Genomic DNA, 25,876 nt, shown 5'->3' with positions numbered 1-25,876 from the left:
AGACCACCCCGTGCCGTGACGTGAGTAGAGGAAGCACCGTGATCCCGGTTTCGTACGCACAGCAGCGTCTCTGGCTGATCGACCAGATCGAGGGGCCGACCGCGCTGTACAACCTTCCGTTCGCCCTGCGCCTGCGCGGCGAGCTCGACACCGCCGCGCTGCGCGCCGCGACGGTGGACGTGGTCGCCCGGCACGAGGCCCTGCGTACGGTGTTCCCGGTGGACGGGGGAGTCCCGGTGCAGCAGATCCTGCCGGCCGAGGAGGCGCAGCCGCGCTTCCTGGTCGTGGACTGCGCACCGGACGACTACCCCGCCCGCCGGGACGCGGCCTCCGCCGAGACCTTCGAGCTGAGCCGCGAACTGCCCATCCGGGTCACGGTGTTCACTCTCGCTCCGACCGAGCACGTGCTGCTCGTCGTCCTGCACCACATCGCCGGCGACGGCTGGTCGCTCGGCCCGCTGCTGCGCGACCTCGCCACCGCCTACCGGGCCCGGCTCGCCGGCCGCGCCCCCCACTGGGAGCCGCTGCCCGTCCAGTACGCCGACTACGCGCTCTGGCAGCGCGACCTGCTCGGCGACGAGCGCGACCCCGAGAGCCTGCTCGCCCGCCAACTCGACCACTGGCGAACCGCCCTGGCCGGACTCCCGGAGGAACTGGAGCTGCCGACGGACCGCCCCCGACCGCCCACCCCCACCGGCGCCGCCGACTCCGTCGACCTCGCCTGGGACGCCGACCTGCACACCGCCCTGCTCGGCCTCGCCCGGACGCACCGCACCACCCTGTTCACCGTCCTCCAGGCCGGCCTCGCCGCACTGTTCACCAGGCTCGGCGCCGGCACCGACATCCCGCTCGGCACCGGCCTCGCCGGCCGCGCCGACGAGGCCCTGGACGACCTGGTCGGCTTCTTCGTCAATTCGCTGGTGCTGCGCGCCGACACGTCCGGCGACCCGAGCTTCGCCGAGCTGCTCGGCCGCGTCCGGGAGGCCCAGCTCGACGCCTTCGCCCACCAGGACATCCCCTTCGAGCGCCTCGTCGAGGAGCTCAACCCGACCCGCGCCCTCGGCCGCCACCCGCTGTTCCAGACCCTGCTGGTGCTCCAGAACCACGGGCAGGACGCCGAACTCGACCTGCCCGGGCTGGAGTCCGCGCCCGAGCCGATCGGCCTGCGGGTCGCCAAGTTCGACCTCAACATCGGCATCGCCGAACGCCACGGACCCGACGGCGCCCCCGCCGGGCTCACCGGCTCGATCGAGTACGCCGCCGACCTCTACGACCACGCCACCGTCGCCGCCCTGGCCGCCCGGCTCGGCCTGCTGCTGACCGGTGCCGCCGCCGACCCGCACGCCCCCATCGGCACCCTCGACGTCCTCGCGCCCGAGGAGCGCACCCGCATCCTCACCGAGTGGAACGCCACCGGCGCCCCGGCCCGGCCCGGCACCCTCGCCGAGTCCTTCGAGCGCCAGGCCGACCGCACCCCGCACACCACCGCCCTCGCCCACGACGGCGGCACCCTCGACTACGCCGAACTCGACGCCCGGGCCAACCGCCTCGCCCACCACCTGATCGCCCTCGGCGTCGGCACCGAGACCCCCGTCGCGATGCTGATGGAGCGCTCCGTCGAGGTCGTCGTCGCCACCCTGGCGATCCTCAAGGCCGGCGGCTGCTACGTGCCCATGCACCCCGGCCTGCCGCCCGAGCGGATGACCGACGTGCTCGCCGACACCGGCGCCCCCGTGCTGCTCACCGACCGCGCCGACCCGGGCTTCCCGCACCGGGCCGTGGTGGTCCGCCCCGGCGACGAGGCGGCCGCCCCCGCCCACCGCCCCGGCGTGCCCGTCCACCCGGACCAGCTCGCCTACGCGATGTACACCTCCGGCTCCACCGGCCGCCCCAAGGGCGTCGCCGTCCGCCACCGCGACGTCCTCGACCTCGCCGCCGACCGGCGCTGGCAGGACGGCCGGCACGAGCGGGTCCTGCTGCACTCCCCGCACGCCTTCGACGCCGCCACCTACGAGATCTGGACGCCCCTGCTGGCCGGCGGCACCGTCGTGGTCGCCCCGCCCGGCGCCCTCGACGCCACCTCCCTGCACGCCGTCACCACCCGCCACGGCGTCACCGCCGTCTTCCTCACCAAGGCCCTGTTCGACCTCGTCGCCGAGCAGGCCCCGCAGACCTTCGCCGCCCTGCGGGTCGTCTGCACCGGCGGCGAGGCCGCCTCCGGCACCCTGATGCGGCGCGTCCTGGACGCCTGCCCCGACCTGCTGCTCGCCCACGTCTACGGGCCCACCGAGACCACCACCTTCGCGACCCACCACCCGCTCGTCCACGCCGACCTCGACGGCCCCCGGGTGCCGATCGGCGGCCCGCTCGACGCCATGCGCAGCTACGTCCTCGACGCCCGGCTGGGCCCCGTCCCGCCCGGCGTCCCGGGAGAGCTGTACATCGCCGGGGCCGGCCTGGCCCGCGGCTACCTGAACCGGCCGGCCCTGACCGCCGAACGGTTCGTCGCCTGCCCGTACGCGCCCGGGGAGAGGATGTACCGCACCGGCGACCTGGTGCGGCTGCGCGCCGACGGCGCCGTGGAGTTCCTCGGCCGGATCGACGGCCAGGTCAAGCTGCGCGGCTTCCGGATCGAACTCGGCGAGATCGAGGCGACGCTCTCCCGCCACCCCGCCGTGCGCCAGGTCATCGTGATCGCCCGCGAGGACCGCCCCGGCGACACCCGGCTGGTCGCCTACTGCACCGCCGACGCCTCGCTCACCCCGGCCGAGCTGCGCACCTTCGCCGGCACCACGCTGCCCGGCTACATGGTTCCCGCCGCCGTCGTCCTCCTCGACGCCCTGCCGCTCAACGCCAACGGCAAGGTCGACCGCCGGGCCCTGCCCGCCCCGGACGTCGCCGCCGACGGCACCGGCCGCGAGCCCCGCGACGAGCGCGAACGGGCGCTGTGCGAGCTCTTCGGCGACCTGCTCGGCATCGACGACATCACCATCGACGACGACTTCTTCGCGCTCGGCGGGCACTCGCTGCTCGCCACCCGCCTCACCGGGCGGGCCCGCGCCGAACTCGGCATCGAACTCGCCATCGGCGACCTCTTCCAGGCCCCCACCGTCGCCGGGCTCACCGACCGGCTCGCCGACCGCGCGGCCGACGCGCCCGCCCCGGCCCGCCCGGCGCTTCGGCCCGGCCCCCGGCCCGACCGGGTGCCGCTCTCCTTCGCCCAGCGCCGCCTCTGGTTCCTCGCCCAGGCGGACGGCCCCGCCAGCACCTACAACGTGACCCTCGCCCTGCGGCTGCGCGGCCCGCTCGACCCCGCCGTCCTCGCGGACGCCCTCGGCGACACCGTCCGGCGGCACGAGGCCCTGCGCACCGTCTTCGGCGAACAGGACGGCGTCCCGTACCAGCACGTCCTCGACGGGCCGACCGCCCCGCTGCTCACCACCACCGACCGGCCGGTGGACGAACTCGCCCGCCACACCTTCGACCTGGCCGCCGACCTGCCCCTGCACGCCTACCTGCGGCCCGAGGGCCCGGACGAGCACGTCCTGGTCCTCGTCCTGCACCACATCGCCGGGGACGGCGCCTCGCTGGGCCCGCTCTACCGCGACCTCACCGACGCCTACCGGGCCCGGCTCGCCGGCCGCGCCCCCGACGGCGAGCCGCTGCCCGTCCAGTACGCCGACTACGCGCTCTGGCAGCACGCCCTGCTCGGCGACGAGGACGACCCGCAGAGCCTGGCCGCCCGCCAACTCGCCTACTGGCGCGACGCGCTGGCCGGCCTGCCGGAGGAGCTGCCGCTGCCGCTCGACCGGCCCCGGCCCCCGGTCGCCAGCCACCGCGGGACCGTCCTCCCGCTGGAGCTCGACGCCGCCCTGCACGCACGCCTCGGCGCCCTCGCCGTCGAGCACGGCGCCACGCTGTTCATGGTCCTCCAGGCCGCCTACGCCACCCTGCTGCACCGCTTCGGCGCCGGCACCGACCTGCCGATCGGCACCCCGGTGGCCGGCCGTCTCGACGAGGCCGTCACCGACCTGGTCGGCTACTTCGCCAACACCCTGGTGCTGCGCACCGACGTCTCCGGCCGCCCCAGCTTCGCCGAACTGCTGCACCGCGTCCGCGACACCGACGTGGCGGCGTACGAGCACCAGGACACGCCGTTCGAGTCGCTGGTCGAGGAGCTGAACCCGGCCCGGTCACTGGCCCGGCACCCCCTGTTCCAGGTGATGCTGGCCTTCGCCGGCACCCCCGAGGACGGGCCGGACCTGCCCGGCGTCACCGTGACCGAGGAGCCGGTCGACTTCGGCACCGCGACCTTCGACCTCACCCTCAGCCTGGTCGAGCGGCTCGCCGCCGACGGCTCCCCGGCCGGGCTGAGCGGCGGCCTGGAGTACGCGACCGACCTGTTCGACCGGGAGACGGTCCGGCGGCTCGCCACCGCCCTGGAGCTGATCCTGCGCCAGGCGGTCGAGGACCCCGAGCGCCCGGTCGCCGCCCTGGAGGTGCTCGGCGAGGCCGAGCGGGACGCTCTCGCCGCATGGAACGACACGGCGCTGCCGGACGCCGGCGTGCCCTACCTGACGGTGTTCGAGGAGCAGGCCGCGCGCACCCCCGGGGCCGTCGCCCTGGTCTGCGGCCCCGAGTCGCTGACCTTCGCGGAGCTGAACGCCCGGGCCAACCGGCTGGCCCGCGCCCTCGCCGACGAGGGCGCCGGGCCGGACACCGTGGTCGCCCTCGCCGTGCCGCGCTCGGTGGAGTCGGTGGTCGCCACGCTGGCGACACTGAAGGCCGGCGCGGCCTTCCTGCCCCTGGACCCGGAGTACCCGGCGGAGCGGATCGCCCACATGCTGGCCGACTCCGCCCCGGCGGTCGTGCTCACCGACCACCGCTGGCCGCTCGCCGAGTCGCTGGACGGACGCACCGTGCTGCCCGTCGACGACGAGCTGTGGGCCTTCCACGACGACCACGACCTGCCCGGCACCGCCCACCCGGGGCACGCCGCCTACATCATCTACACCTCCGGCTCCACCGGCAGGCCCAAGGGCGTCGTGGTCTCCCGCGGCAACTTCGCGAATCTGCTGGCCTTCCACCGCGCCGAGGTCGGGGCCGCCGTCGAGCGAGCCCGGCCGGGCCGCCGGCTGACGGTCGCGCTCACCGCCTCGCTGTCCTTCGACGCCTCCCTGGAGGGCTTCCTCTGGCTCGCGGCCGGGCACGAGCTGCACCTGATCGGCGACGACGTGCGCCGCGACGCCGCCGCGCTGGTGCGCCACGCCGAGCGCACCGGGATCGATGTCCTCGACCTCACTCCCACCTACGCGGACCAGCTGATCGAGGAGGGGCTGCTCACCCGCTGCCCGCCGGCCCTGCTGCTGCTCGGCGGCGAGGCCACCGGCCAGGCCCTGTGGACCACCCTGCGGGACGCCCCGGACCTGATCGCGTACAACCTGTACGGCCCGACCGAGTGCACCGTCGACGCCCTGTACCACCGCCTCGCCGACAGCGAGCGCCCGCTGATCGGCCGCCCGCTCGGCAACCTCCGCGCCTACGTGCTGGACTCCCGGTTGAACCCGGTGCCGGCCGGGGTGCCCGGTGAGTTGTACCTGGCGGGGGCGGGTCTGGCCCGGGGCTACCTGAACCGGCCGGAGCTGACCGCCGAACGGTTCGTGGCCTGCCCGTTCGAGCCCGGGGAGAGGATGTACCGCACCGGCGACCTGGTGCGCCGCCGCCCGGACGGCGACCTGGACTACCTGGGCCGCACCGACCAGCAGGTCAAGATCCGCGGCTTCCGGATCGAACTCGGCGAGATCGAGACCGCGCTGACCTCGCAGCCCGGGGTGCTCCAGGCCGCGGTGCTGCCGTACGAGCAGGGCCCGGGCGGGGCGCGGCTGATCGCCTACCTGGTCGGCCCGGCCGCGTCGGACCCGGCCGAGCTGCGCGCCGCCGTCGCGGCCGAACTGCCCGCCCACATGGTGCCGGCCGCCTTCGTGGCGCTGGAGGCGCTGCCGCTCAACGCCAACGGCAAGCTGGACCGCTCCGCGCTCCCGGCGCCGGACTTCGCGGAGTTCGCGGGTGGCCGGGCGGCGCGGACGGCGGAGGAGGAGATCCTCTGCGGGCTGTTCGCAGAGGTCCTCGGCGTCGAACGGGTGGGCGCCGACGACGACTTCTTCGCGCTCGGTGGTCATTCCCTGCTGGCGACGCGGCTGTTGAGCCGGGTGCGGTCGGTGCTGGGGGTGGAGCTGGGGGTGCGGGACGTGTTCGAGGCGCCGACGGTGGCGGGGCTCGCGGCCCGTTCGGGTGCGGCGGCCGGCCGGCCGGTGCTGTCGGGAGGTGTCGAGCGTCCGGAGCGGGTGCCGCTGTCGTTCGCGCAGCAGCGGTTGTGGCTGATCGACCGGATGGAGGGCCCCAGCGCGCTCTACAACGTGCCGGTCGCGCTGCGACTGGGCGGCGAGCTGGACGTGGCGGCGCTGGAGGCGGCGCTGGGTGATGTGGTGACGCGGCACGAGAGCCTGCGCACGCTCGTGGCCGAGGCGGACGGCGAGCCCTACCAGCGGATCCTGCCGCCCGAGGAGGCCCGGGTCACCGTCGAACGCCGGGACTGCCCGGCCGACGCGCTGGCCGACGCCGTGGACGAGGAGTCCCGCCGCCCCTTCGACCTGGCGGCCGAACCCCCCTTCCGCGCGACCCTGCTGAGGACGGCCGAGGAGAGCCACGTGCTGCTCCTGGTGCTGCACCACATCGTCAGCGACGGCTGGTCGATGGGTCCGTTGCTGCGGGATCTGTCGACGGCGTACGCGGTGCGGTCCGGTGGCGAGGTGCCGGTGGTGGAGCCGCTGCCGGTGCAGTACGCGGACTACGCGCTCTGGCAGCGCCGGCTGCTGGGGGAGGAGTCGGATTCCGGGAGCGTGGTTTCACGTCAGTTGGATTACTGGCGTGGGGTGTTGGACGGCCTCCCGGAGGAGTTGGCGTTGCCGGTGGATCGTGCGCGTGGTGTGGTGGCGTCGCATCGGGGTGACCGGGTGGTGCTGCCGTTGGGTGTGGAGCTGCATCGTGGGTTGGTGGGGTTGTCGCGTGCGCATCGGGTGACGTTGTTCATGACGGTGCAGGCGGCGTTGGCGGCGTTGTTGACCCGGTTGGGTGCGGGGACGGATGTGCCGATCGGCACGGTGGTGGCCGGTCGTTCGGACGAGGCGTTGGACGAGTTGGTCGGGTTCTTCGTCAACACGCTGGTGCTGCGCACCGATACGGCGGGTGACCCGAGTTTCGCGGAGTTGCTGGGTCGGGTGCGGGAGTCGGATCTGGGGGCGTTCGGGCACCAGGATGTGCCGTTCGAGCGTCTGGTGGAGGAGCTGAACCCGGCGCGGTCGCTGGCCCGCCACCCCCTCTTCCAGGTGATGCTGGTCCTGCAGAGCAATGAGCAAGCCGAACTGGAGCTGCCCGGACTGCACGTCGAGACTCTGCCGGCCGGGACCGGGGTCGCCAAGTTCGACCTCAACGTGATCATGGAGGAGGTCTTCGGCCCGGACGGCGAACCTGCCGGGATCGACTGCGCGATCGACTTCGCGACGGATCTGTTCGACAGGGAGACGGTGGAGTCGCTGGCGGTGCGGTTCGGGCGGTTGCTGCGGGCGGTGGTGGAGCGTCCGGAACTGCCGGTGGGCCGGGTGGAGTTGTTGGCGGCGGAGGAGCGGGCCGGGCTGGTGGGTGGCGGGTTCACGTCGCTGCCGTCGCGGGTGCCGCTGGTGCCGGCGGTGTTCGAGGCGCAGGTCGCGCGGACTCCGGAGGCGGTGGCGCTGGTGTGCGGCGCCCAGACGTTGACGTTCGCCGAGTTGAATGTGCGGGCGAATCGGCTGGCGCATCGGCTGATCGCTGCGGGCGTGGGGCCGGAGTCGGGTGTGGCGTTGGCGCTGCCGCGCTCGGTGGAGTCGGTGGTGGGGTTGCTGGCGGTGCTGAAGGCCGGCGGGGTGTACCTCCCGCTGGACGCCGAGTACCCCGCCGACCGCACCGCCGACACCCTGGCGGACTCCCGTCCGTCGCTGGTACTGACCGACCCGCGGTGGCCGCTGCCCGAGGTCCTGGCGGGCCTGCGGATGCTGGACGTCACCGAGGACGGCCCCGGCCCCGAGAGCGATCCGGCCCCCCGCGTCACCGCGCAGGATGCGGCGTATGTGATTCACACGTCGGGTTCGACGGGTCGTCCGAAGGGTGTGGTGGTGTCCCACGGGAGCCTGGCTGCTCTGTTGGCGGCGCATCGTGTCGGTGTGATGGCGGGTTGGGTGCGGTCGCGGGTGGCGTTGACGGCGTCGTTGTGCTTCGACGCGTCGTGGGATGGCCTTCTCTGGCTGGTGGCCGGGCATGAGCTGCACCTGGTCGGTGATGAGGTACGCCGGGATGCGGCAGCGCTGGTGCGCCATGTCGGGGAGTGCGGTATCGGGGTGCTGGAGGTGACGCCGTCCTACGCCGAACAGCTGGTGGAGGAGGGGTTGTTGGCCGAGTCGGCGCCGGAGCTGTTGCTGCTCGGTGGTGAGGCGGTGGGCCAGGCCCTGTGGACCACCCTGCGGGAGGCTCCGGCGACGGAGGCGTACAACCTGTACGGGCCGACGGAGGCGACGGTGGACACGCTCGTCCACCCGCTGGCCGCGACGGAGCAGCCGGTGCTGGGCCGTACGGTCGCCGGGACGCAGGCCTATGTGCTGGACGAGTGGTTGAACCCGGTGCCGGCCGGGGTGCCCGGTGAGCTGTACCTGGCGGGGGCGGGTCTGGCCCGGGGGTATCTGAACCGGCCGGGGCTGACCGCGGAGCGGTTCGTGGCCTGCCCGTTCGCGTCCGGGGAGAGGATGTACCGCACGGGCGACCTGGTGCGCCGCTCCCGTGAGGGTGAGCTGGAGTACCTGGGCCGCACCGACCAGCAGGTCAAGATCCGTGGCTTCCGGATCGAACTCGGCGAGATCGAACAGGTGCTGGTCCGCCACGACGCCGTCCGCCAGGCGGTCGTCACCACCCGGGAGAGCGACGACGGCGACCGCCGGCTGGTGGCCTACTGCGCGGTGACCGAGCAGATCCCTGGGATCGCCCTCGACCTGCGGGAGTTCGTCGCCCGGGCACTGCCCGGCTACATGGTGCCGGCCGCCGTCGTCCCGCTCACCGCCCTGCCGCTCACCGGCAGCGGAAAGGTGGACCACCGGGCCCTGCCGGCGCCGGACTTCGCGGAGTTCGCGGGTGGCCGGGCGGCGCGGACGGCGGCGGAGGAGATCCTCTGCGGGCTGTTCGCCGAGGTCCTGGGGATCGCCGGGGTCGGCATCGACGACGACTTCTTCGCGCTCGGTGGTCATTCCCTGCTGGCGACGCGGTTGTTGAGCCGGGTGCGGTCGGTGCTGGGGGTGGAGCTGGGGGTGCGGGATGTGTTCGAGGCGCCGACGGTGGCGGGGCTCGCGGCCCGTTCGGGTGCCGGGGTCGGTCGTCTGGTGCTGTCGGGAGGTGTCGAGCGTCCGGAGCGGGTGCCGTTGTCGTTCGCGCAGCAGCGGTTGTGGCTGATCGACCGGATGGAGGGCCCGAGCGGGCTCTACAACCTTCCCGTGCTGCTCCGCTTGGGCGGCGAGTTGGATGTGGCGGCGCTGGAGGCGGCGCTGGGTGATGTGGTGGCGCGGCACGAGAGTTTGCGCACGCTCGTGGCCGAGGTGGACGGCGAGCCGTACCAGCGGATCCTGCCGCCCGAGGAGGCCCGGGTCACCGTCGAGGTCCTGCCCGTGGGCACCGACCCCGAGAGCTGCGTCGACCGGCCGTTCGACCTGTCCGCCGACCTGCCCATGCGCGTCCAGGTGATTCCGGGCGGGTCCGACGGAGACCTGCTGGTGCTGGTGCTGCACCACATCGCCGGTGACGGCTGGTCGATGGGTCCGTTGCTGCGGGATCTGTCGACGGCGTACGCGGTGCGGTCCGGGGGCGGGGTGCCGGTGGTGGAGCCGCTGCCGGTGCAGTACGCGGACTACGCGCTCTGGCAGCGCGGACTGCTGGGGGAGGAGTCGGATTCCGGGAGTGTGCTTTCGCGCCAGTTGGATTACTGGCGTGGGGTGTTGGACGGCCTTCCGGAGGAGTTGGCGTTGCCGGTGGATCGTGCGCGTGGTGTGGTGGCGTCGCATCGGGGTGACCGGGTGGTGCTGCCGTTGGGTGTGGAGCTGCATCGTGGGTTGGTGGGGTTGTCGCGTGCGCATCGGGTGACGTTGTTCATGACGGTGCAGGCGGCGTTGGCGGCGTTGTTGACCCGGTTGGGTGCGGGGACGGATGTGCCGATCGGCACGGTGGTGGCCGGTCGTTCGGATGAGGCGTTGGACGAGTTGGTCGGGTTCTTCGTCAACACGCTGGTGCTGCGCACCGATACGGCGGGTGACCCGAGTTTCGCGGAGTTGCTGGGTCGGGTGCGGGAGTCGGATCTGGGGGCGTTCGGGCACCAGGATGTGCCGTTCGAGCGTCTGGTGGAGGAGCTGAATCCGGCCCGGTCGCTGGCCCGCCACCCCCTCTTCCAGGTGATGCTGCTGCTGGAAGGCGACCGGACGGCCTCGGCGCCGCTCACCCTCGGCGCCCTGCCCGCCACCGTGCAGTCGACGGCCGGATCGGTGGCCAAGTTCGATCTGAGCATCGGCATGGGCGAGACCTTCGACGCGGACGGCGAGCCCGCCGGCCTGGAATGCGCGATCGATTTCGCGACGGATCTGTTCGACCGGGAGACGGTGGAGTCGCTGGCGGTGCGGTTCGGGCGGTTGCTGCGGGCGGTGGTGGAGCGTCCGGAACTGCCGGTGGGCCGGGTGGAGTTGTTGGCGGCGGAGGAGCGGGCCGGGCTGGTGGGTGGCGGGTTCACGTCGCTGCCGTCGCGGGTGTCGCTGGTGCCGGCGGTGTTCGAGGCACAGGCTGCGCGGACTCCGGAGGCGGTGGCGCTGGTGTGCGGCGCCGAGACGTTGACGTTCGCCGAGTTGAATGTGCGGGCGAATCGGCTGGCGCATCGGCTGATTGCCGCGGGGGTGGGGCCGGAGTCGGGTGTGGCGTTGGCGCTGCCGCGTTCGGTGGAGTCGGTGGTGGGGTTGCTGGCGGTGCTGAAGGCCGGCGGGGTGTACCTGCCGCTGGACGCCGAGTACCCCGCTGACCGCATCGCCCATACGCTCGCCGACGCGCAGCCCGTCCTCGCCGTGACCGGCGATCGCTGGCCGCACCCGGAGTTGCTGGCCGGGCTGACCGTGGTGGAGGCCGGTGACGTGGCCGGTCCGGAGTCGGACCCGGTCGCGCGGGCTTCGGCCGGGGACGCGGCGTATGTGATTCACACGTCGGGTTCGACGGGTCGTCCGAAGGGTGTGGTGGTGTCGCACGGGAGCCTGGCGGCTCTGTTGGCGGCGCATCGTGTCGGTGTGATGGCGGGTCGGGTGCGGTCGCGGGTGGCGTTGACGGCGTCGTTGTGCTTCGACGCTTCCTGGGATGGCCTTCTCTGGCTGGTGGCCGGGCATGAGCTGCACCTGATCGGTGATGAGGTGCGCCGGGACGCGGCAGCGCTGGTGCGCCATGTCGGGGAGCGCGGTATCGGGGTGCTGGAGGTGACGCCGTCCTTCGCCGAGCAGCTGGTGGAGGAGGGACTGCTCACCGGCTGCCCGCCGGAGCTGTTGCTGCTCGGTGGTGAGGCGGTGGGCCAGGCCCTGTGGTCGCGGTTGCGGGAGGCGCCGGCGACGGAGACGTACAACCTGTACGGGCCGACGGAGGCGACGGTGGACACGCTCGTCCACCCGCTGGCCGCGACGGAGCAGCCGGTGCTGGGCCGTACGGTCGCCGGGACGCAGGCCTATGTGCTGGACGAGTGGTTGAACCCGGTGCCGGCCGGGGTGCCCGGTGAGCTGTACCTGGCGGGGGCGGGTCTGGCCCGGGGGTATCTGAACCGGCCGGGGCTGACCGCGGAGCGGTTCGTGGCCTGCCCGTTCGCGTCCGCTGGGCCCCTCCGGCCCGATGGCGGGCAAGGAGGGAGGATGTACCGCACGGGCGACCTGGTGCGCCGCTCCCGCGAGGGTGAGTTGGAGTACCTGGGCCGTACCGACCAGCAGGTCAAGATCCGGGGCTTCCGGATCGAACTCGGCGAGATCGAACAGGTCCTGAGGCGGCACCCCCGGGTGTCGGCGGCCGTCGTCCGCCCGGTCGAGGACCGGGCAGCGGGCACTCGTCTGGTCGCCTACGTGGTGGCCGACGGCCGGCTGGACCAGGCAGGTCTGCGGGCCTTCGCGGGCGGGTTCCTGCCCGGCTACATGGTGCCGGCCGCCGTCGTCCCGCTCGATGCGCTGCCGCTCACCGGCAGCGGCAAGCTCGACCACCGGGCCCTGCCCGCCCCGGACTTCGCCGAACTCGCCGGGGGCCGCGCGCCGCGCACCGAACAGGAACGGGTCCTCTGCGGGCTGTTCGCCGAGGTCCTGGGGATAGCCGGGGTCGGCATCGACGACGACTTCTTCGCGCTCGGCGGTCACTCCCTGCTCGCGATGAAGCTGCTCGCCCGGATCCGTGCCGCCCTCGGCGCCGACCTCGGGATGCGCGCGCTGTTCGAGGCCCCGACCGTCGCCGGACTGGCCGGCCGGCTCGGTGCCGGGCCGGCCGCCGACGCCCTGGACGTGCTGCTGCCGCTGCGCACCGGTGGCGGCCTGGCCCCGCTGTTCTGCGTCCACCCGGCCGCCGGCATCAGCTGGGTCTACTCCGGCCTGCTGCCGCACCTCGGCGCCGACCGGCCGGTCTACGGTCTGCAGGCCCGCGGCCTGCGCGGGGAGGCACCGGCGAGCGTCGCCGAGATCGCCGAGGACTACGTGCGGCAGATCCGGGCGGTGTGGCCGTCCGGCCCGTACCACCTGCTCGGCTGGTCCTTCGGGGCGGTCGTCGCGCAGGAGATGGCCGTCCGGCTCCAGGCCGAGGGCGCACCGGTCGGTGTGCTCGCCCTGCTCGACGGCGCACCGGTCACCGGCCACGGTCCGGCGGCCGTCGACGGGCCGGAGGAGGACGAACCCGTCGACACCCTGGCCGAGTTGCTGCTGTCACTGGGCTACGACCCGGAGGCCGGGCGCGGCCAGGCCGAGCTGGCCGCCGTCCTGGGGGAGGCCGCCGCCGAGCTGCCCGGCATGTTCGAGCGGCACCGCAAACTCATGGCCGAGCACGTGCCCGGCCGCTACCGGGGCGACGCCGTCTTCTTCGGCGCGACCCTCGACAAGCCCGCCGACTGGCCCTACGAGCGGTCCTGGCGGCCGTACCTGGACGGCCGGATCGAGCCCCACCGCCTCGCCTGCGCGCACGGCGAGCTGACCCGTCCGGAACCCCTCGCACGGATCGCCTCCGTGCTCGCCGAGAAGCTTGGAGAGTGACCCGCGATGTCCGTCACCACCCCCGCCATGGCTCCGCCGGAGCCGTCCCGCAGCCGCTGGGGGCTGTGGGCCCAGGCCGACTTCCGTCGGCTCTGGATCGGTGAGACCACCAGCGGTCTCGGTACGGCGGTCGGCAACGTGGCGCTGGCCCTGGTGGCCGTCGTCACCCTGCACGCCAGCCCGCTCGCGGTCGGCCTGCTGACCGCCTCGGCCTGGCTGCCCTGGCTCTTCCTCGGGCTGCCGGCCGGTGCCTGGGTGGACCGCTGGCCCAAGCTGCGGGTGATGCTGGTCTGCGACCTGCTGCTGCTCGTCCTGTTCGTCAGCGTGCCGGTGGCCAGCTGGCTCGGTGTGCTGACCATGGCCCAACTGGTGCTGGTGGCCCTGCTGACCGGCGGGGTGAAGGTGTTCTTCTCCACCGCGTACGGGGCGGTGCTCCCGTCGCTGGTGGCCAAGGAGGACGTGCTGGAGGCGAACGTCAAGCTGCGTTCCGGGGAGTCGGCGGTGGAGATCGCCGGTCCCGGTGCGGCCGGCCTGCTGTCGCAGGTCTTCGGCGCGACCAGCGGCCTGCTCGCCGACGCGGTGAGCTACCTCGTCTCGGCGGTCTGCGTGGCCCGGATCACCGTGGTGGAGCAGCCTCCGCCGCCGTCGCAGCGGCGGGGCATCCTGAAGGAGATCGGCGAGGGCGTGGGCTTCCTGGCCCGCGACCCGTACCTGCGGACGCTGGCCTGCTTCGGTGCGGTCGGCAACCTCGGGCTGAACGGCATCCAGGCCGTCCAGACGGTCTTCCTGGTGCGCAGCGTCGGCATCGGATCCGGCGAGGTGGGCCTGGTGTTCGCGGTGGTGAGCATCGGCGGGCTGGCCGGCGCGGCGGTGGCCGGGCGGCTGGCCCGGCGGCTGGGCAGCGCCCGCGGGCTGCTGCTGTGCGAGCTGGTGGTCGCGCCCTTCATCTTCCTGCTGCCGATGGCCGGCGACCAACTGCCGCTCGCGGTCAGCGCGCTCGCGTGGTCGGTGGCCGTCTGCGGCGTCGTGGCCGGGAACGTGCTGGCCGGCAGTTTCTACCAGTCCTACTGCCCGCCCGCGATGATCGGGCGGATCAGGGCCAGCGCCTCGACCGTCAACTACAGCGCGATCCCCCTCGGCGCCCTGCTCGGCGGCTGGCTCGGCGAGGTGCTGGGCCCGCGCACCACGATCTGGATCATGGCGGGCGTGCTGCTGTCCGCAGGCGCCGTGCTGCTGGCGAGCCCGCTGCGCGGAATGCGCGACTTCCCGGCGCGCCCCGAGCACGGCGACCACCGCGCCGACGACGCGCGGCCCGAGCCCGCCGTCTGACCCCGGCGTCCGACCCCGCACACCCCGCCCCGACCGCCCGATCCCTCACCCCGGAGCCCCCCGATGACCCGCACCGCCCGCCCGCGCCACTACCTGATGTGCCGTCCGACCCACTTCGAGGTCACCTACGCGATCAACCCGTGGATGGACCCGGCGAAGCCGGTCGACACCGGGCTCGCCGTGGCGCAGTGGGAGCGGCTGTACGCGCTCTACCAGGAGCTCGGTCACCGGGTCGACCTGATCGACCCGATCCCGGGCCTGCCCGACATGGTCTACGCGGCCAACGGCGCCACCGTGGTGGACGGCAAGGTGCTCGGCGCCCGCTTCCGCAACGCCGAGCGCGCCGCCGAGGGCCCCGCCTACCTGGAGTGGTTCCGCGCCCGGGGCTTCGAGACGCGCGATCCGGAGCACGTCAACGAGGGCGAGGGGGACCTGCTGCTGACCGCGGGCTCCGTGCTGGCCGGGCGGGGCTTCCGCAGCGTGGCCGACGGGCACGCGGAGGCCCAGGAGTTCTTCGGGCGCCCGGTGATCGGCCTGGAGCTGATCGACCCGCGCTACTACCACCTGGACACCGCGCTGGCCGTCCTGGACGGCGACGAGATCATGTACAACCCCGAGGCCTTCTCGGCCGGCAGCCGTGCCGTCCTGCGCCGGCTGTTCCCCGACGCCCTGCTGGTGGACGGCGCCGACGCGGCGGTGTTCGGCCTCAACGCCGTGAGCGACGGCCTGCACGTGGTGCTGCCGGAGGCGGCCGTCGGCCTGGCCGCGCGGCTGCGCGAGCGCGGATTCCGGCCGATCGGGATGGACCTCAGCGAGCTGCTCAAGGGCGGTGGCAGCGTGAAGTGCTGCACCCTGGAGATCCGCGCGGCGGCCTGAACGGCAGCCTCGACGGGTGGCCTGAGCGGGCGGCCTGAGTGGGCGGCAGTGATCACCGGTGCTCGGTTGTAGATCCGCCGTTGAACGCCCCCGGCCAGACTGGTGCCACACCACGACGGAAGCCCTTCCCCACCAGGGAAGCGAGCCAAGGGAGCACCAGAGATGACGCAGCGTCCGGCCACCGCCCCCATCCGCCTCCGCCTGTTCACGGTCGGTCTCGGGGTGGCCGTCGCCCTGGGTGCCGGTCTCTCCGCCACGGCCGCCGTGGCGGAGACGGCCGGCACCGGGACGGCGACGGTGGTGAGCGGCGGCGCAACGCCGACGCCCACCCCCGCCCAGCCCAGCCCCACCGGCACCGTCCACGGCAGCACCGGCGACTGGAACAGCACCGGTTCCTGACCGCACCGGTTCCTGACCGCACCGGCTCCTGGCCTCACTGGCTCCAGACCGCACCGGAACAGCGGCAGGATCGATTCTTCAGTAGCTGGTCATCAGCTCGTCAGCGGCCCGGCCCGCAGCTCGTCACCGGAGCACCCGCCGCCCCCCGGCCACCGCCCCGACGCCCATCCGAGACGGACGGAGCCACCGGCGTCGACGGAGCCGAAGAGGCCGAAGAGCCCGAAGCAGCCGTAGCAGCCGTAGCGGCCGGAGGGTTCGAACCCTCCCCCCGGGGCAGCAGCCCCGCCACCTCCTCCGCCTCCGGCAGCCCCAGCCGGACGAAGATCCGGTGCGCCTCCCGCAGCCGGCCCCACGCCGCGGCCTCCCGCCCGAGGTCCGCCAGCGTCCGGCCCAGCACCACCAGCGCGTGGCCCTGGTCCCGCTCGGCCCCCAGTTCCTCGCACAGCGTCAGCGCCTGCCCGGCGTGCTCCAGCGCCTCGTCCGTCCGGCCCAGCGAGCGCAGACTGTCCGCCATCCGGTAGCGGGCGTGTGCGGCCCGGGCCCGCAGCCCGGCCGCCGAGGCCACCGCCAGGCACTCGCCGAACCAGGTGACGGCCTCCTCGTGCTGCCCCAGCCCGTGCAGTGCCAGCCCCAGTACGTACAGCGTGTACGCCCGGCCGGGATCGTCGTGCCGGGTCCGCAGCTCGGCGAGCGCCTCGTGGCAGATCGGTACGGCCTCGGCGGCCCGCCCGCTGCGCACCCGGGCCAGCGCGGCGTTCACCGTCGTCACCAGCGCCCCGGAGCGGTGGCCGAGTTCGCGGGCCAGCAGCAGTGCCTCGTCGTAGTGCCCGACGGCCTCGTCGTAGCGGCTGAGGAACTGGCAGACCAGGCCGAGGTCGTTCAGCGCCTGGCGCAGGATCACCGTGTCGCCCGCCGAGCGGGAGGCGGCCACCGCCAGCCGGGAGGCCGCCTCGGCCTCCTCCAGACGAGTGGCGGCCAGGGCGACGTTGCCGCGGAGGAAGTGCGCCCGACCAGCTGCCCGGTGGTCGGTGTGGTGGTCCGCGGCGGTGGCCAGGGCCTCTGCCGTACTGGCGAGCTGGCGGCTGGGCGGGGCGAGGACGAACGGCGTGAGCGCGATCAGCAGGTCGATCGCGGCGCGCAACGCATCCGGTGCCGCGCCGCCGTCGGCCGGGGCCGGCGCGGTGTCGTCCGCGACGGTCCAGCACGCCACCTGGGCGGCGAGCGCGATCGCCCCGGAACCCTCCGCCTCGGCCCAGGCCCGGGCGCCGTCCGGGCCGCCGAGGTCCACGCCCGCGCTGCGGGCCGGCCCGAGCGCACCGGCGGCCGGATCTCCCGGGACGGCGTGCTGGAAGGCCGCGCACGCGGTGGCCAGCAGGTGGTCCAGCAGCCGGTCACGGGCCTCCACGGCCGCGCCCGGGTGGTCCGGGCGCCGCCGGGCGAAGGCGCGCAGCAGGTCGTGGTAGCGGTAGCGGCCGGGGAACGGCGACTCCATCATCGCCACGTCCACCAGGGACTCCAGCAGGTCCTCGGCGTCGTACTCGTCCAGGTCCAGCAGGGCGGCCGCGGCGGGCAGCCCGATGTCGGGGCCGTCCACCGAGGCGGCCAGCCGGAACGCCCGGGCCTGGGCGGGCGTCAACTGGCGGTAGCTCAGTTCGAAGGCGGCCTCCACCGCCAGGTCGCCGATGCGCAGCTCGTCGATCCGCCGCCGTTCGACCGCCAGCCGGCGGCCCAGCGTCTGGACCGTCCAGCTCGGCCGGGCGGCCAGCCGGGCCGCCACGATCCGCACCGCGAGCGGCAGGTGGCCGCAGACCAGCAGCAGCTCCCGGGCGGCCTCCGGCTCGGCGGCCAGCCGCTCGGCGCCGATCGTGCGGCCCAGCAGTTCGAGTGCCTCCGCCGGCTCGAACACGCCGAGGTCGGCCTGGACGGACGAGGGCAGGCCCGAGAGGCGGGTACGGCTGGTGGTGAGCACGGCGCAGCCGACCGCGCCCGGCAGCAGGGGCCTGATCTGCGCGGTGTCGTGGACGTTGTCGAGCACCAGCAGCAGCCGCCGGCCGTCGACCACCGAGCGGAACAGCGCCGAGCGGGCGTCCAGCCCCTCGGGCACCCCGTAGGCCGGCACGCCGAGCGCCACCAGAAAGCTGCTGAGCACCGCCTCCGGGTCGGCCGGCGTGGTGTCGGCGCCCCGCAGGTCGACGTAGAGCTGCCCGTCGGGGTAGGAGTCCCGGGCCCGGTGGGCGACGTGCAGGGCCAGCGCGGTCTTGCCGACCCCGCCCATGCCGACCACGGTCGCGATCACCAGCGCCTGCTGGCCCGGGGCGCCGAGAGCCTCGCCCAGCCGCTCGACCTGGACGGTGCGGCCGGTGAAGTCCGCCGCGTCGGGCGGCAGCTGGGCCGGTCTGGGCGCCGCCGTGCTGGTGCCGGCGGGCGCGGCGGGCGCACCCGCCGCCGTGGGGCCGTCCGGCGGATCCTGCGCCTCGGGCCCGGGCCCGGCCGGCTTCACCGGGCCGGGGAGCAGCGCCGCGGCCGGCGCCGGGGCGGCGAGCGACAGGTCGCCCTCCAGGATCCGCCGGTGCAGCTGGTCCAGCTCCGCCCCGGGCTCCACCCCCAGCTCGTCCAGGAACAACTGACGCACGCCCCGGTACACCGCCAGCGCGTCCGCCTGCCGCCCGGCCTGGTACAGCGCGCGCATCAGCAGCCCGTACGCCCGCTCGTGCAGCGGGTGCTCGGTGGTCAGCGCGGTCAGCTCCGGGATGCACCGGGAGAAGCGGCCCAGCGTCAGATCGAGGGCGATCCGCTCCTCCAGCAGGGTCAGCCGGAGCTCCTGCAACCGCTGGCGCTGCCGCTGCGCGAACGGGCCGGGGATGCCGGCCAGCGGCTCGCCCTGCCACAGCTCCAACGCCTGGTTCAGCAGGTCACGCGCCTGCTGCGGCTGTCCGGCGGCCGCCGTGCGCTCGGCCTGCGCCGCCAGCTCCTCGCCCTGCGCCGCGTCCACCGAGTGCTTGGGCAGCACCAGCCGGTAGCCGTCCCCGACCGAGGTCAGCACGGTCGGCGCGTCCGGCTCGTCGCCGTGCAGGATCTTGCGCCACCGCCAGGCGTACGTCCGCACCGTCGTCACCGCGGTGCTCGGCGGCTCCTCACCCCACAGGGCGTCGATCAGGTCCGTGGCACTCGCGCCGTGCCCCGGCCGGAGCAGCAGCACCGCCAGCATCGCCTGCTGCTGGGGACTGCCGACCTTCAGCACGGTCGTGCCGCGCTGCGCTCTCATCAACCCCAGCACCGAGAACCGGAAATCACTCATTCGTGCACCTGCCCGCTTCATGTGCCCGCCCCCGCCCACGCACGCGTCCGCCCCCCGATTGATGAGTCCCTATCAACCCACGCCAGCCGGTGGGCTGTCGAGAGATCGTCGACCCCGTAGTGATCCGGTGTTGATCGCCCACCGTCACAATCAGTGGTGTGGCCCCCCAGCCGTCGGCCCGGTACGACCCGCCGGGCCCGCCACACCCCCCGGGTGCCGCCGCCCGGGCGACCACCACGTTTCTCGGAGGCCGACGCCAGTGAACACCGACCTGCTCTACCGGTTGCTCGACGTCGACCCGGTCGCCGGACCGGTCGAACTGCTCCACCGCGCCCGCGGCGCCCGCGACCTCCCCTACCTGGTGCTCGCCGCGCTCGTCCGGGAGGACGTCCGGATGGGCGAGCACGCCCGCGCCGAACTGCAGCGCGCCCGCGACCGGGCCGACTGTTACGCCCGGCTCGCCCGCGACCTCGCCGACGCCACCGGGGTGCGCCCGATCCGAGACCTCCCGCTGGCCGGCTACTACCCGTCCGACCTGCCCCGGCCGCTGGGCGAGCTCACCCTCGTCAGCCCCACCGAGGCCGCACTCTGGCAGGCCGTCAGCCGGCTGGTCACCGAGCACCCGGTGGAGTCCGTGGAGGTCACCCTGCTCGGCGAGCGCCCCCGGCACACCTCCGTCACCCTGCGCTGGCCGGCCGAGGACCCGCTGCTCGACCCGTGGTACCAGGTCCGGCTCGGAACCGCCGCGCTCACCGGCGACCTCGCCACCGTCCCGGTCCGGCCCTACCTGGCCGCCGACGACCACGTCGAATGCCTGATCGCCCTCGCGGAGGAGGGGCTCGGCCGTGCCTTCCGGGCAGGTGACGTGATCGACGTGGCCCGCCTGGCCCGGCAGTCCTTCGAAGCCGTCGAGACCGCCGCCGTGGTCGCCGCCTACCGGCTCGCCCCGGAGGCCGTCGCGCTCCTCGACCTCGCCGCCGAACACGTGCCGCTGGGCTCCCTGGGCGGCGTGCGCACCGTCCTGGAAGCCGAGGTCGCCCCCGAACTCCACCGCCGCGAAGCCCTCACCCGCCAGCTCCGACCGCGGCACGGCACCCTGCTGCGCCGCACCGTCATCCGGCACCAGTGGGACGAGGCCCGCCTCCTCCCGGCCGGACCCGCCACCCTGCTGCTCACCCCCGTCGCCGACTTCCTCCTCGCCCCGGAGGGCGTCCGCCCGACGGCCCCCGCCCGCGCCGCCGCCCTCACGGCCCTACGAGCCTGGGACACCACCGCCCCCGCCACCCCGGACGGCACCCCCCGCGCCCGCCTCCCGGAGTCCAAACACGGCTGAACACCCCCCGGGCCGCCCCCTCCGGGCCGCCCCCTCCGCCGACGGGGGCCCACAACGGCTTGGGGGGGGCCGCCGCGGGGGGGGCGCCCCCGCCGGGGGGGGCCCCCCCCTCGGGGGGGCCCCGCCAAGCCGTTGCCGAAGGACTACTTGAGCGTGGCGGTCCGGCCGGGATCAGGCTCGAGCGGCACGGAACACCAGGGTCCTGGTGCCCCAGAAGCGCAGGGCGGTTGCCAGAGCCATGCCGATCACGCTGCCGGAGACCAGGTCCGCGGTGGGGCTGGTCAGGCCGAGCAGGTAGTGCGAGAAGCCGAGGCAGCCGAGCTGGACCAGTGCGCCCACGAGGTTCACCGCGAGGAACATCGCGGTCTCTCGGCTGGTCTCGCCGGCCGGCCCACCGTTCCGTCGTTCCCGGAACGTCCAGTACTTGTTCCCGACGAAGGCGACCGCGGTCGAGGCCGTCAGGGAGAGAATCTTGGCCACGACCGGGCCGAGGGCGTCCCGTAGCAGGATGAAGAGGACGACGTCGGTGGCGTAGCCGAGTCCGCCGATCACCCCGAACTTCAGCAGTTCCGGCAGCGCGGAGCGGAGCTGTTCACGGCTTGCCATGTCAGGCGGTACCCAGCACGGAGAACCCGTACAGGCCCGCCCAGATCGCGCCGAGCAGGAGCAGTGGGCGGTCCTTCAGCGCCACGTTCTCCGGGGCCTCGGCGGCGCCGCGGTCGGCGAAGATCGCGTACCGCAGGATGGCGAAGACGAAGGGCAGGACGCTGATCTGGCGCAGCGCGACATCGGCGCCGACGCTGTGGTCCGAGGACCAGAGGCAGTAGCTGAGCACGGTCACCGCCGCCGAGGCCTGCCAGACGAAGCGGAGGTAGCTGTCGCTGTACTGGGCGAGGAGCTTGCGCGAGCTGGCGGCCTTGTCGCCCATGCTGACCAGCTCGGAGTAGCGCTTGGCCGAGACCATGAAGAGCGCGGCGAATCCGGTGGTGATCAGGAACCACTGGGACAGCTGGATCCCGGCGGCGAGGCCGCCGATCATCGCGCGGATCAGGAAGCCGGAGGTCACGAAGGCGAGGTCGACCACCAGGACGTGCTTGAGGCCGGTGCAGTAGAGGAACTGCATGACCAGGTAGCACCCCAGCGCGATGGCGGTCGGGGTGTTGCAGAGCAGCAGGGCGCCGGTGATGGCTCCGCCGCCGAGGAGCGCCGCACACAGGTAGGCGACCGGAAGGGGCACCACGCCGGAGGCGATCGGGCGGTGGCGCTTGGTCGGGTGGGCGCGGTCCGCCTCGACGTCCATGGCGTCGTTGAGGAAGTAGATCGCCGATGCCGCGGCGCAGAAGAGGACGAAGACGATGCCGACCTGACGGAGCACCGCGGTGTGGGTGAGCATTCCCGCCGCGCCGGGAGCCGCGAGGACGAGTACGTTCTTGATCCACTGGCGCGGCCGGGCATTGCGGATCAGGCCGCCGGGCAGTGCCTTGAGGCGGAACGGCTGGACGGCCGGTGCGGAGTCGGGCTCGGATGCCGTGCGGACCATTTCCGCGAAGGCGGTGGCCGTGGCCTCTTCGGTTCTGGACTCCAGGGTGTTCGCCTCAGGCATCGGACTTCTGCCCCTTGGTGATCCAGGACCGGCCGGCCGCCGCGACGGTGGCACCGAGCGCGGCACCCCCGACCACGTCGGACATGTAGTGGACGCCGACGACCAGGCGGGAGAAGCACATCGCGCCGGCCACCGGGGCTATGGTGCCGGCGGGCAGCAGCGGCGCGAAGGCCACGACCGCGGCGGCGGAGGAGGTGGCGTGGGAGCTCGGGAAGCTGTGCTTCCCGGCGGTCTTCACGAGCGGCTCCATGCCGGGGCCGTTCGGTCGGGGGCGGCGGACCACACGCTTGATGACCATGCTGGCGGCGTGGGCGCCCGCGACGGCGGCGGTGGCGCGGAGCCAGCTGCCGCGCCGGTCGGAGTCGACGACCGCGCCGGCGACACCGAGTGCGAGCCAGCCCGCGGCGTGCTCGCCGGTCCAGGACAGGGCCTTGCTGACGTCCACCGAACGCTTGTCGCCGAACCGCTCACGGACCGATCGGTGGACCTGGTCGTCCATCCGCTGCAACGCCGGGAGAATCTGGGCCATTCTGGATTGTCCTCTGAGGGAAGAAGGGGGCACGCATCCTGATGCGGGGGACTCGGGCGGAGCCTCGGTTCCACAGGCCGCTGGAAACCCTTGAGCCCCCCCGGCGACAGACGTGCGCGGTCAGCATACAGACAAACTTTAAACAAGATTCAATGACCCCCTTCGCGCCTCTTGTTCCGCCCCCAGCGAAATCGAGCAAAGTCCGAGCGGCGGGGCGACTTTACTTCCAGGTGGGCGAGCAAAAGTCATTCGATTACCTCTGATACCGTCACCCAGATCACTGGCAGGTGCCGAATGCGGCTGAAGCGTGGATGGGCTGAGATCACTCGTGGGCGTACTGGGGCTGTTGGCGGCTCTGACAGCGACAGCCGTCGGCACAGCGCACGTGATCGGAGCGCTGGGACCGTGGCGCGCCGCTGACGCGCTGTCCGGCTGGATCCTCGCGGGGGTGACCCAGCTGATCGCGCTGGCCCTGCTCATCGGCGTCCCGGTCCACGGCCTGAAGCCGGCACCGCTGCTCGCCGCAGCCGTCCTGACCGCCGCGGCCGAGGTGGCCGTGGTGCGAACCCGGCCCACACTGCTCGCGCGCCACCGCGAGACGGTCACCGCGGCTCTCCGGGGAATCCGTCGCTGCGGGACCCTGTGGCGCAACCCGGCGGCGGTCATCCTCGCACTGCTCGTGCTGGCAGCGTACGGCTGGCGGATCGCCATGGGAGCGTTCGTCCTGCCGACCGAGTGGGACGGCATGTGGTACCACCTGGTCGGCCCCGCCCAATGGATCCAGGACGGACAGATCGGACACACCCCGGCCGCGTTCTGGTCGGACGTCTACCCGCAGGGCCAGGAGGTCCTCGGAGCATGGGCCGGCGCCTTCACCCACACCCTGCGCTGGTCCTGGATCGCGAGCCTGCCGTTCACCCTGCTCGGCTTCACGACCACCGTGGGCCTGGCCCAGCGGTTCGGCGCCCGCCGCGACCACGCACTCCTCGCCGGACTCGGCTTCCTGGCGATCCCCGCGGTCCTCGCCCAGACGGCGACCTCCTACGTCGACGTAGCCGCGGCGACCACCGCGGCGGCCGCCTTCCAGTTCGTGCTCGCGCTGCCGAACAGCGGCGACGCGGTCGAGGGACGCCTGCGCCACCTCTGGCTGGCCGGTGTCGCACTGGCCCTCGGCACCAGCGTCAAGGCCTCGAACATGCTGACGATGGCGTGCGTCGTCGCGGTGGGCATCGGCCAGTTGGCCGTGGCGACCGCCGCGCTGCGCCGCGCGGGCGAGGGCCCGTCGACCGGGGTCCTGCGGTACGCGGCAGGCCGGCTGACCGTGTGGGGCGTGGCCCTGGTGGTGCCCTCGGTGCTGCTGTCGTCGTACTGGTACGTACGGACCTGGATCGCGTGGGGCAACCCCTTCTACCCGTTCACGATGTTCGGGTTCACCGGCCGCGGGACCGTGCAGGACCTGATCATGGTCAACAACACCCCGTTGAAGATCAAAGCCGCTGGCGGGGTGCCGGCGCAGCTGTGGGAATCGTGGACGACACCGGTCGCCAGTCCCTTCTCCTACGACCAGCGCCTGGGCGGCCTCGGCACCGCGTGGCTCTGGGTGCTGCTCCCGGCCGTGATCGCGGGCCTGGTCGTGTTCGTCTGCCGCCGCCAGTGGGCACCGCTGCTGGGCCTGCTGCTGCCGATGGCCGTGATGGCCGGGGCCAGCCCGGGCCCGTGGTGGGCGCGCTACACGATCCACCTGACGATCCTCGGCGGTGTCTTCCTCGCGGTGTTCCTGACCTGGATCACCGGGACCAGGGAGCGGCCGGTCGGCGCGGCGGGATACGCCCGGTGGGCAATCGCGGTGGCCATCGGGTTCGGCCTGGCGGGGACCAGCGCCGACTCGATGTGGAAGACAACCGAACCCGTTCACCTGTCGGCGACGGACTTCGAGCCGCACTACTACACGGTGGACGAGACGATCGACCTGATGCGCCACCGCCGGAAACAGCAGGACCAGGTCTGGCCGTGGAACACGTTCGGCCACGTACGGAGCCTGCCCAACGGATCGGTCATCGCGATCACGGACCAGGGGCCGGAGATCCGGCTGCCGCTCATAGGCCTCAAGATGGAGCGCAAGCTTGTCCAGGTCACGGCCACCGACGACCTCGACGCCCTCCACACCGACCTGCGCCGCAGCGGTGCGAAGTACCTCGCGCTCGATCCGTCCAACTGGCGGGACGGCGAGATCGCCAAGGCGGTCAACGCGGACCCCGCCCGGTTCCACCTCGTCAGCGGGAAGGACCCGGTCCGCGTCTACGCCGTCAACGGCTAAATATGCACCCGCCGGAGCCTGGTTGGGATCTTCCTCCTGAGCCGTTCGTAGGGCGTCTGGCCATCGAGAGCACCGCGCGGGCAGTGGTAGTCGCCGCAGCCCTCCCACTCTCGGAGCTTGTTGCGCCATTCCCCTTGTAGCGCGGAGTCGTAATCAGAGGCGACGCTGCTGTTGTTGACGCTTCCCGGAATCGGCTCTACCCGGGCTTCCGTGAAACACCAGCAGTGGCCGCTTCTACCGCCGTACTTCAGCGTGGGCTCCGGCTTCGAGGAGTTCACGCACGGCAGCTTCAGCCATCTCGCGCGGCACATCTTCGAGAATGGTGGCCGGCAAGCGGCTGATGAGGGACTTGCTGTGCCATAGGCTCAGCCCGGTCCTCCGGTGAAGCAACTTCACGACCTCGATGGGATAGGGCCCGGCGTCGGTCAGAACCACCGCATTGGGCACCTCATCGCAGATCAGCCAGACGTACTCGTCCGCCATCATGACTCCTCGGGCTGCGGGTCGGACAGCAGCATAGAACCGCGCGCGTGGTGATGGGGCGGGTTCAGGCCGAGGTCCGGTGGTCGTGCACCGGACGGCTTCCGTTCAGACTTGGGGCGGACGTGCAGTTCAGGTGCCGTAGTGAGCGGCGTCAAGGTTGAACTCGCCACGTCGACAACCTCTCCTTTCCCATCCTGTCCTTGGCGGTGTGGCGGCCGCCGGACCGGATGGGCGGCGGCTCGGGTTGCCGCGCCTGCGGAGGGCCTTGCTTCCTCTCATGTCTGGCTGCTGCCGGTGGCGTGCAGTGGAGACGGGCGCGGGCGGGACCGGATGGTCGTCCGGTCC

At 73.4% G+C, this 25,876-nt stretch carries 11 protein-coding genes; 6 read left to right on the top strand and 5 right to left on the bottom strand.

The features are described from left to right. Positions 1-38: 38 nt before the first annotated feature. From ACFV6D_RS27190 to ACFV6D_RS27175, 4 genes are all read left to right on the top strand, one after another. Complete coding sequence (locus ACFV6D_RS27190) at positions 39-13,364, top strand: amino acid adenylation domain-containing protein (RefSeq protein WP_380561391.1); 13,326 nt, start codon at positions 39-41, stop codon at positions 13,362-13,364. 6 nt (positions 13,365-13,370) lie between these two features. After that, a complete protein-coding gene (locus tag ACFV6D_RS27185) occupies positions 13,371-14,693 on the top strand; it encodes an MFS transporter (protein WP_380561390.1) in 1,323 nt (440 codons plus the stop codon). 63 nt (positions 14,694-14,756) lie between these two features. Beyond that, entirely contained in the window at positions 14,757-15,569 is an 813-nt protein-coding gene (gene ddaH / locus ACFV6D_RS27180; RefSeq protein WP_363370824.1) for a dimethylargininase, read from the top strand. Between the two features lie 162 nt (positions 15,570-15,731). After that, positions 15,732-15,968 (top strand): hypothetical protein, encoded by a 237-nt coding sequence (locus ACFV6D_RS27175; RefSeq protein WP_063350324.1) that lies wholly within the window; start codon positions 15,732-15,734, stop codon positions 15,966-15,968. A gap of 100 nt (positions 15,969-16,068) precedes the next feature. On the opposite strand, the gene ACFV6D_RS27170 is transcribed toward ACFV6D_RS27175, so the two are convergent. Next, complete coding sequence (locus ACFV6D_RS27170; RefSeq protein WP_380561389.1) at positions 16,069-19,266, bottom strand: BTAD domain-containing putative transcriptional regulator; 3,198 nt, start codon at positions 19,264-19,266, stop codon at positions 16,069-16,071. 259 nt (positions 19,267-19,525) lie between these two features. Between ACFV6D_RS27170 and ACFV6D_RS27165 the strand changes: the two genes are divergently transcribed. Next, positions 19,526-20,599 carry a hypothetical protein gene (locus ACFV6D_RS27165; RefSeq protein WP_380561388.1) on the top strand — a complete coding sequence of 358 codons (1,074 nt, stop codon included), beginning with the start codon at positions 19,526-19,528 and terminating at the stop codon, positions 20,597-20,599. 171 nt (positions 20,600-20,770) lie between these two features. Here the strand turns inward: ACFV6D_RS27165 and ACFV6D_RS27160 are convergent, their stop codons facing one another. Genes ACFV6D_RS27160 through ACFV6D_RS27150 form a run of 3 tightly spaced genes read right to left on the bottom strand, consistent with a single transcriptional unit; the run spans position 20,771 to position 22,731 of the window. Beyond that, the gene (locus ACFV6D_RS27160) at positions 20,771-21,205 is read right to left on the bottom strand and encodes a GtrA family protein (RefSeq protein WP_380494317.1); all 435 of its coding nucleotides are present in this window, start codon (positions 21,203-21,205) and stop codon (positions 20,771-20,773) included. 1 nt (position 21,206) lies between these two features. Then, the gene (locus ACFV6D_RS27155; RefSeq protein ID WP_380494318.1) at positions 21,207-22,202 is read right to left on the bottom strand and encodes a decaprenyl-phosphate phosphoribosyltransferase; all 996 of its coding nucleotides are present in this window, start codon (positions 22,200-22,202) and stop codon (positions 21,207-21,209) included. Continuing rightward, positions 22,195-22,731: a phosphatase PAP2 family protein gene (locus ACFV6D_RS27150; RefSeq protein WP_380494319.1), complete on the bottom strand. Its 537-nt coding sequence runs from the start codon at positions 22,729-22,731 to the stop codon at positions 22,195-22,197. The genes ACFV6D_RS27155 and ACFV6D_RS27150 overlap by 8 nt, the downstream gene beginning before the upstream one ends. 448 nt (positions 22,732-23,179) lie before the next feature. Between ACFV6D_RS27150 and ACFV6D_RS27145 the strand changes: the two genes are divergently transcribed. Continuing rightward, positions 23,180-25,048: a hypothetical protein gene (locus ACFV6D_RS27145; protein WP_380494321.1), complete on the top strand. Its 1,869-nt coding sequence runs from the start codon at positions 23,180-23,182 to the stop codon at positions 25,046-25,048. Between the two features lie 234 nt (positions 25,049-25,282). On the opposite strand, the gene ACFV6D_RS27140 is transcribed toward ACFV6D_RS27145, so the two are convergent. Beyond that, positions 25,283-25,531, bottom strand: a complete 249-nt coding sequence (locus ACFV6D_RS27140; RefSeq protein WP_380494323.1) for a ribosomal protein L7/L12 — start codon at positions 25,529-25,531, stop codon at positions 25,283-25,285. Between the last annotated feature and the right edge of the window lie 345 nt (positions 25,532-25,876).

It is taken from the genome of Kitasatospora sp. NPDC059812 (assembly GCF_042732075.1).
GTDB lineage: Bacteria > Actinomycetota > Actinomycetes > Streptomycetales > Streptomycetaceae > Kitasatospora.
This window is presented reverse-complemented; position numbering and strand designations above follow the sequence as displayed.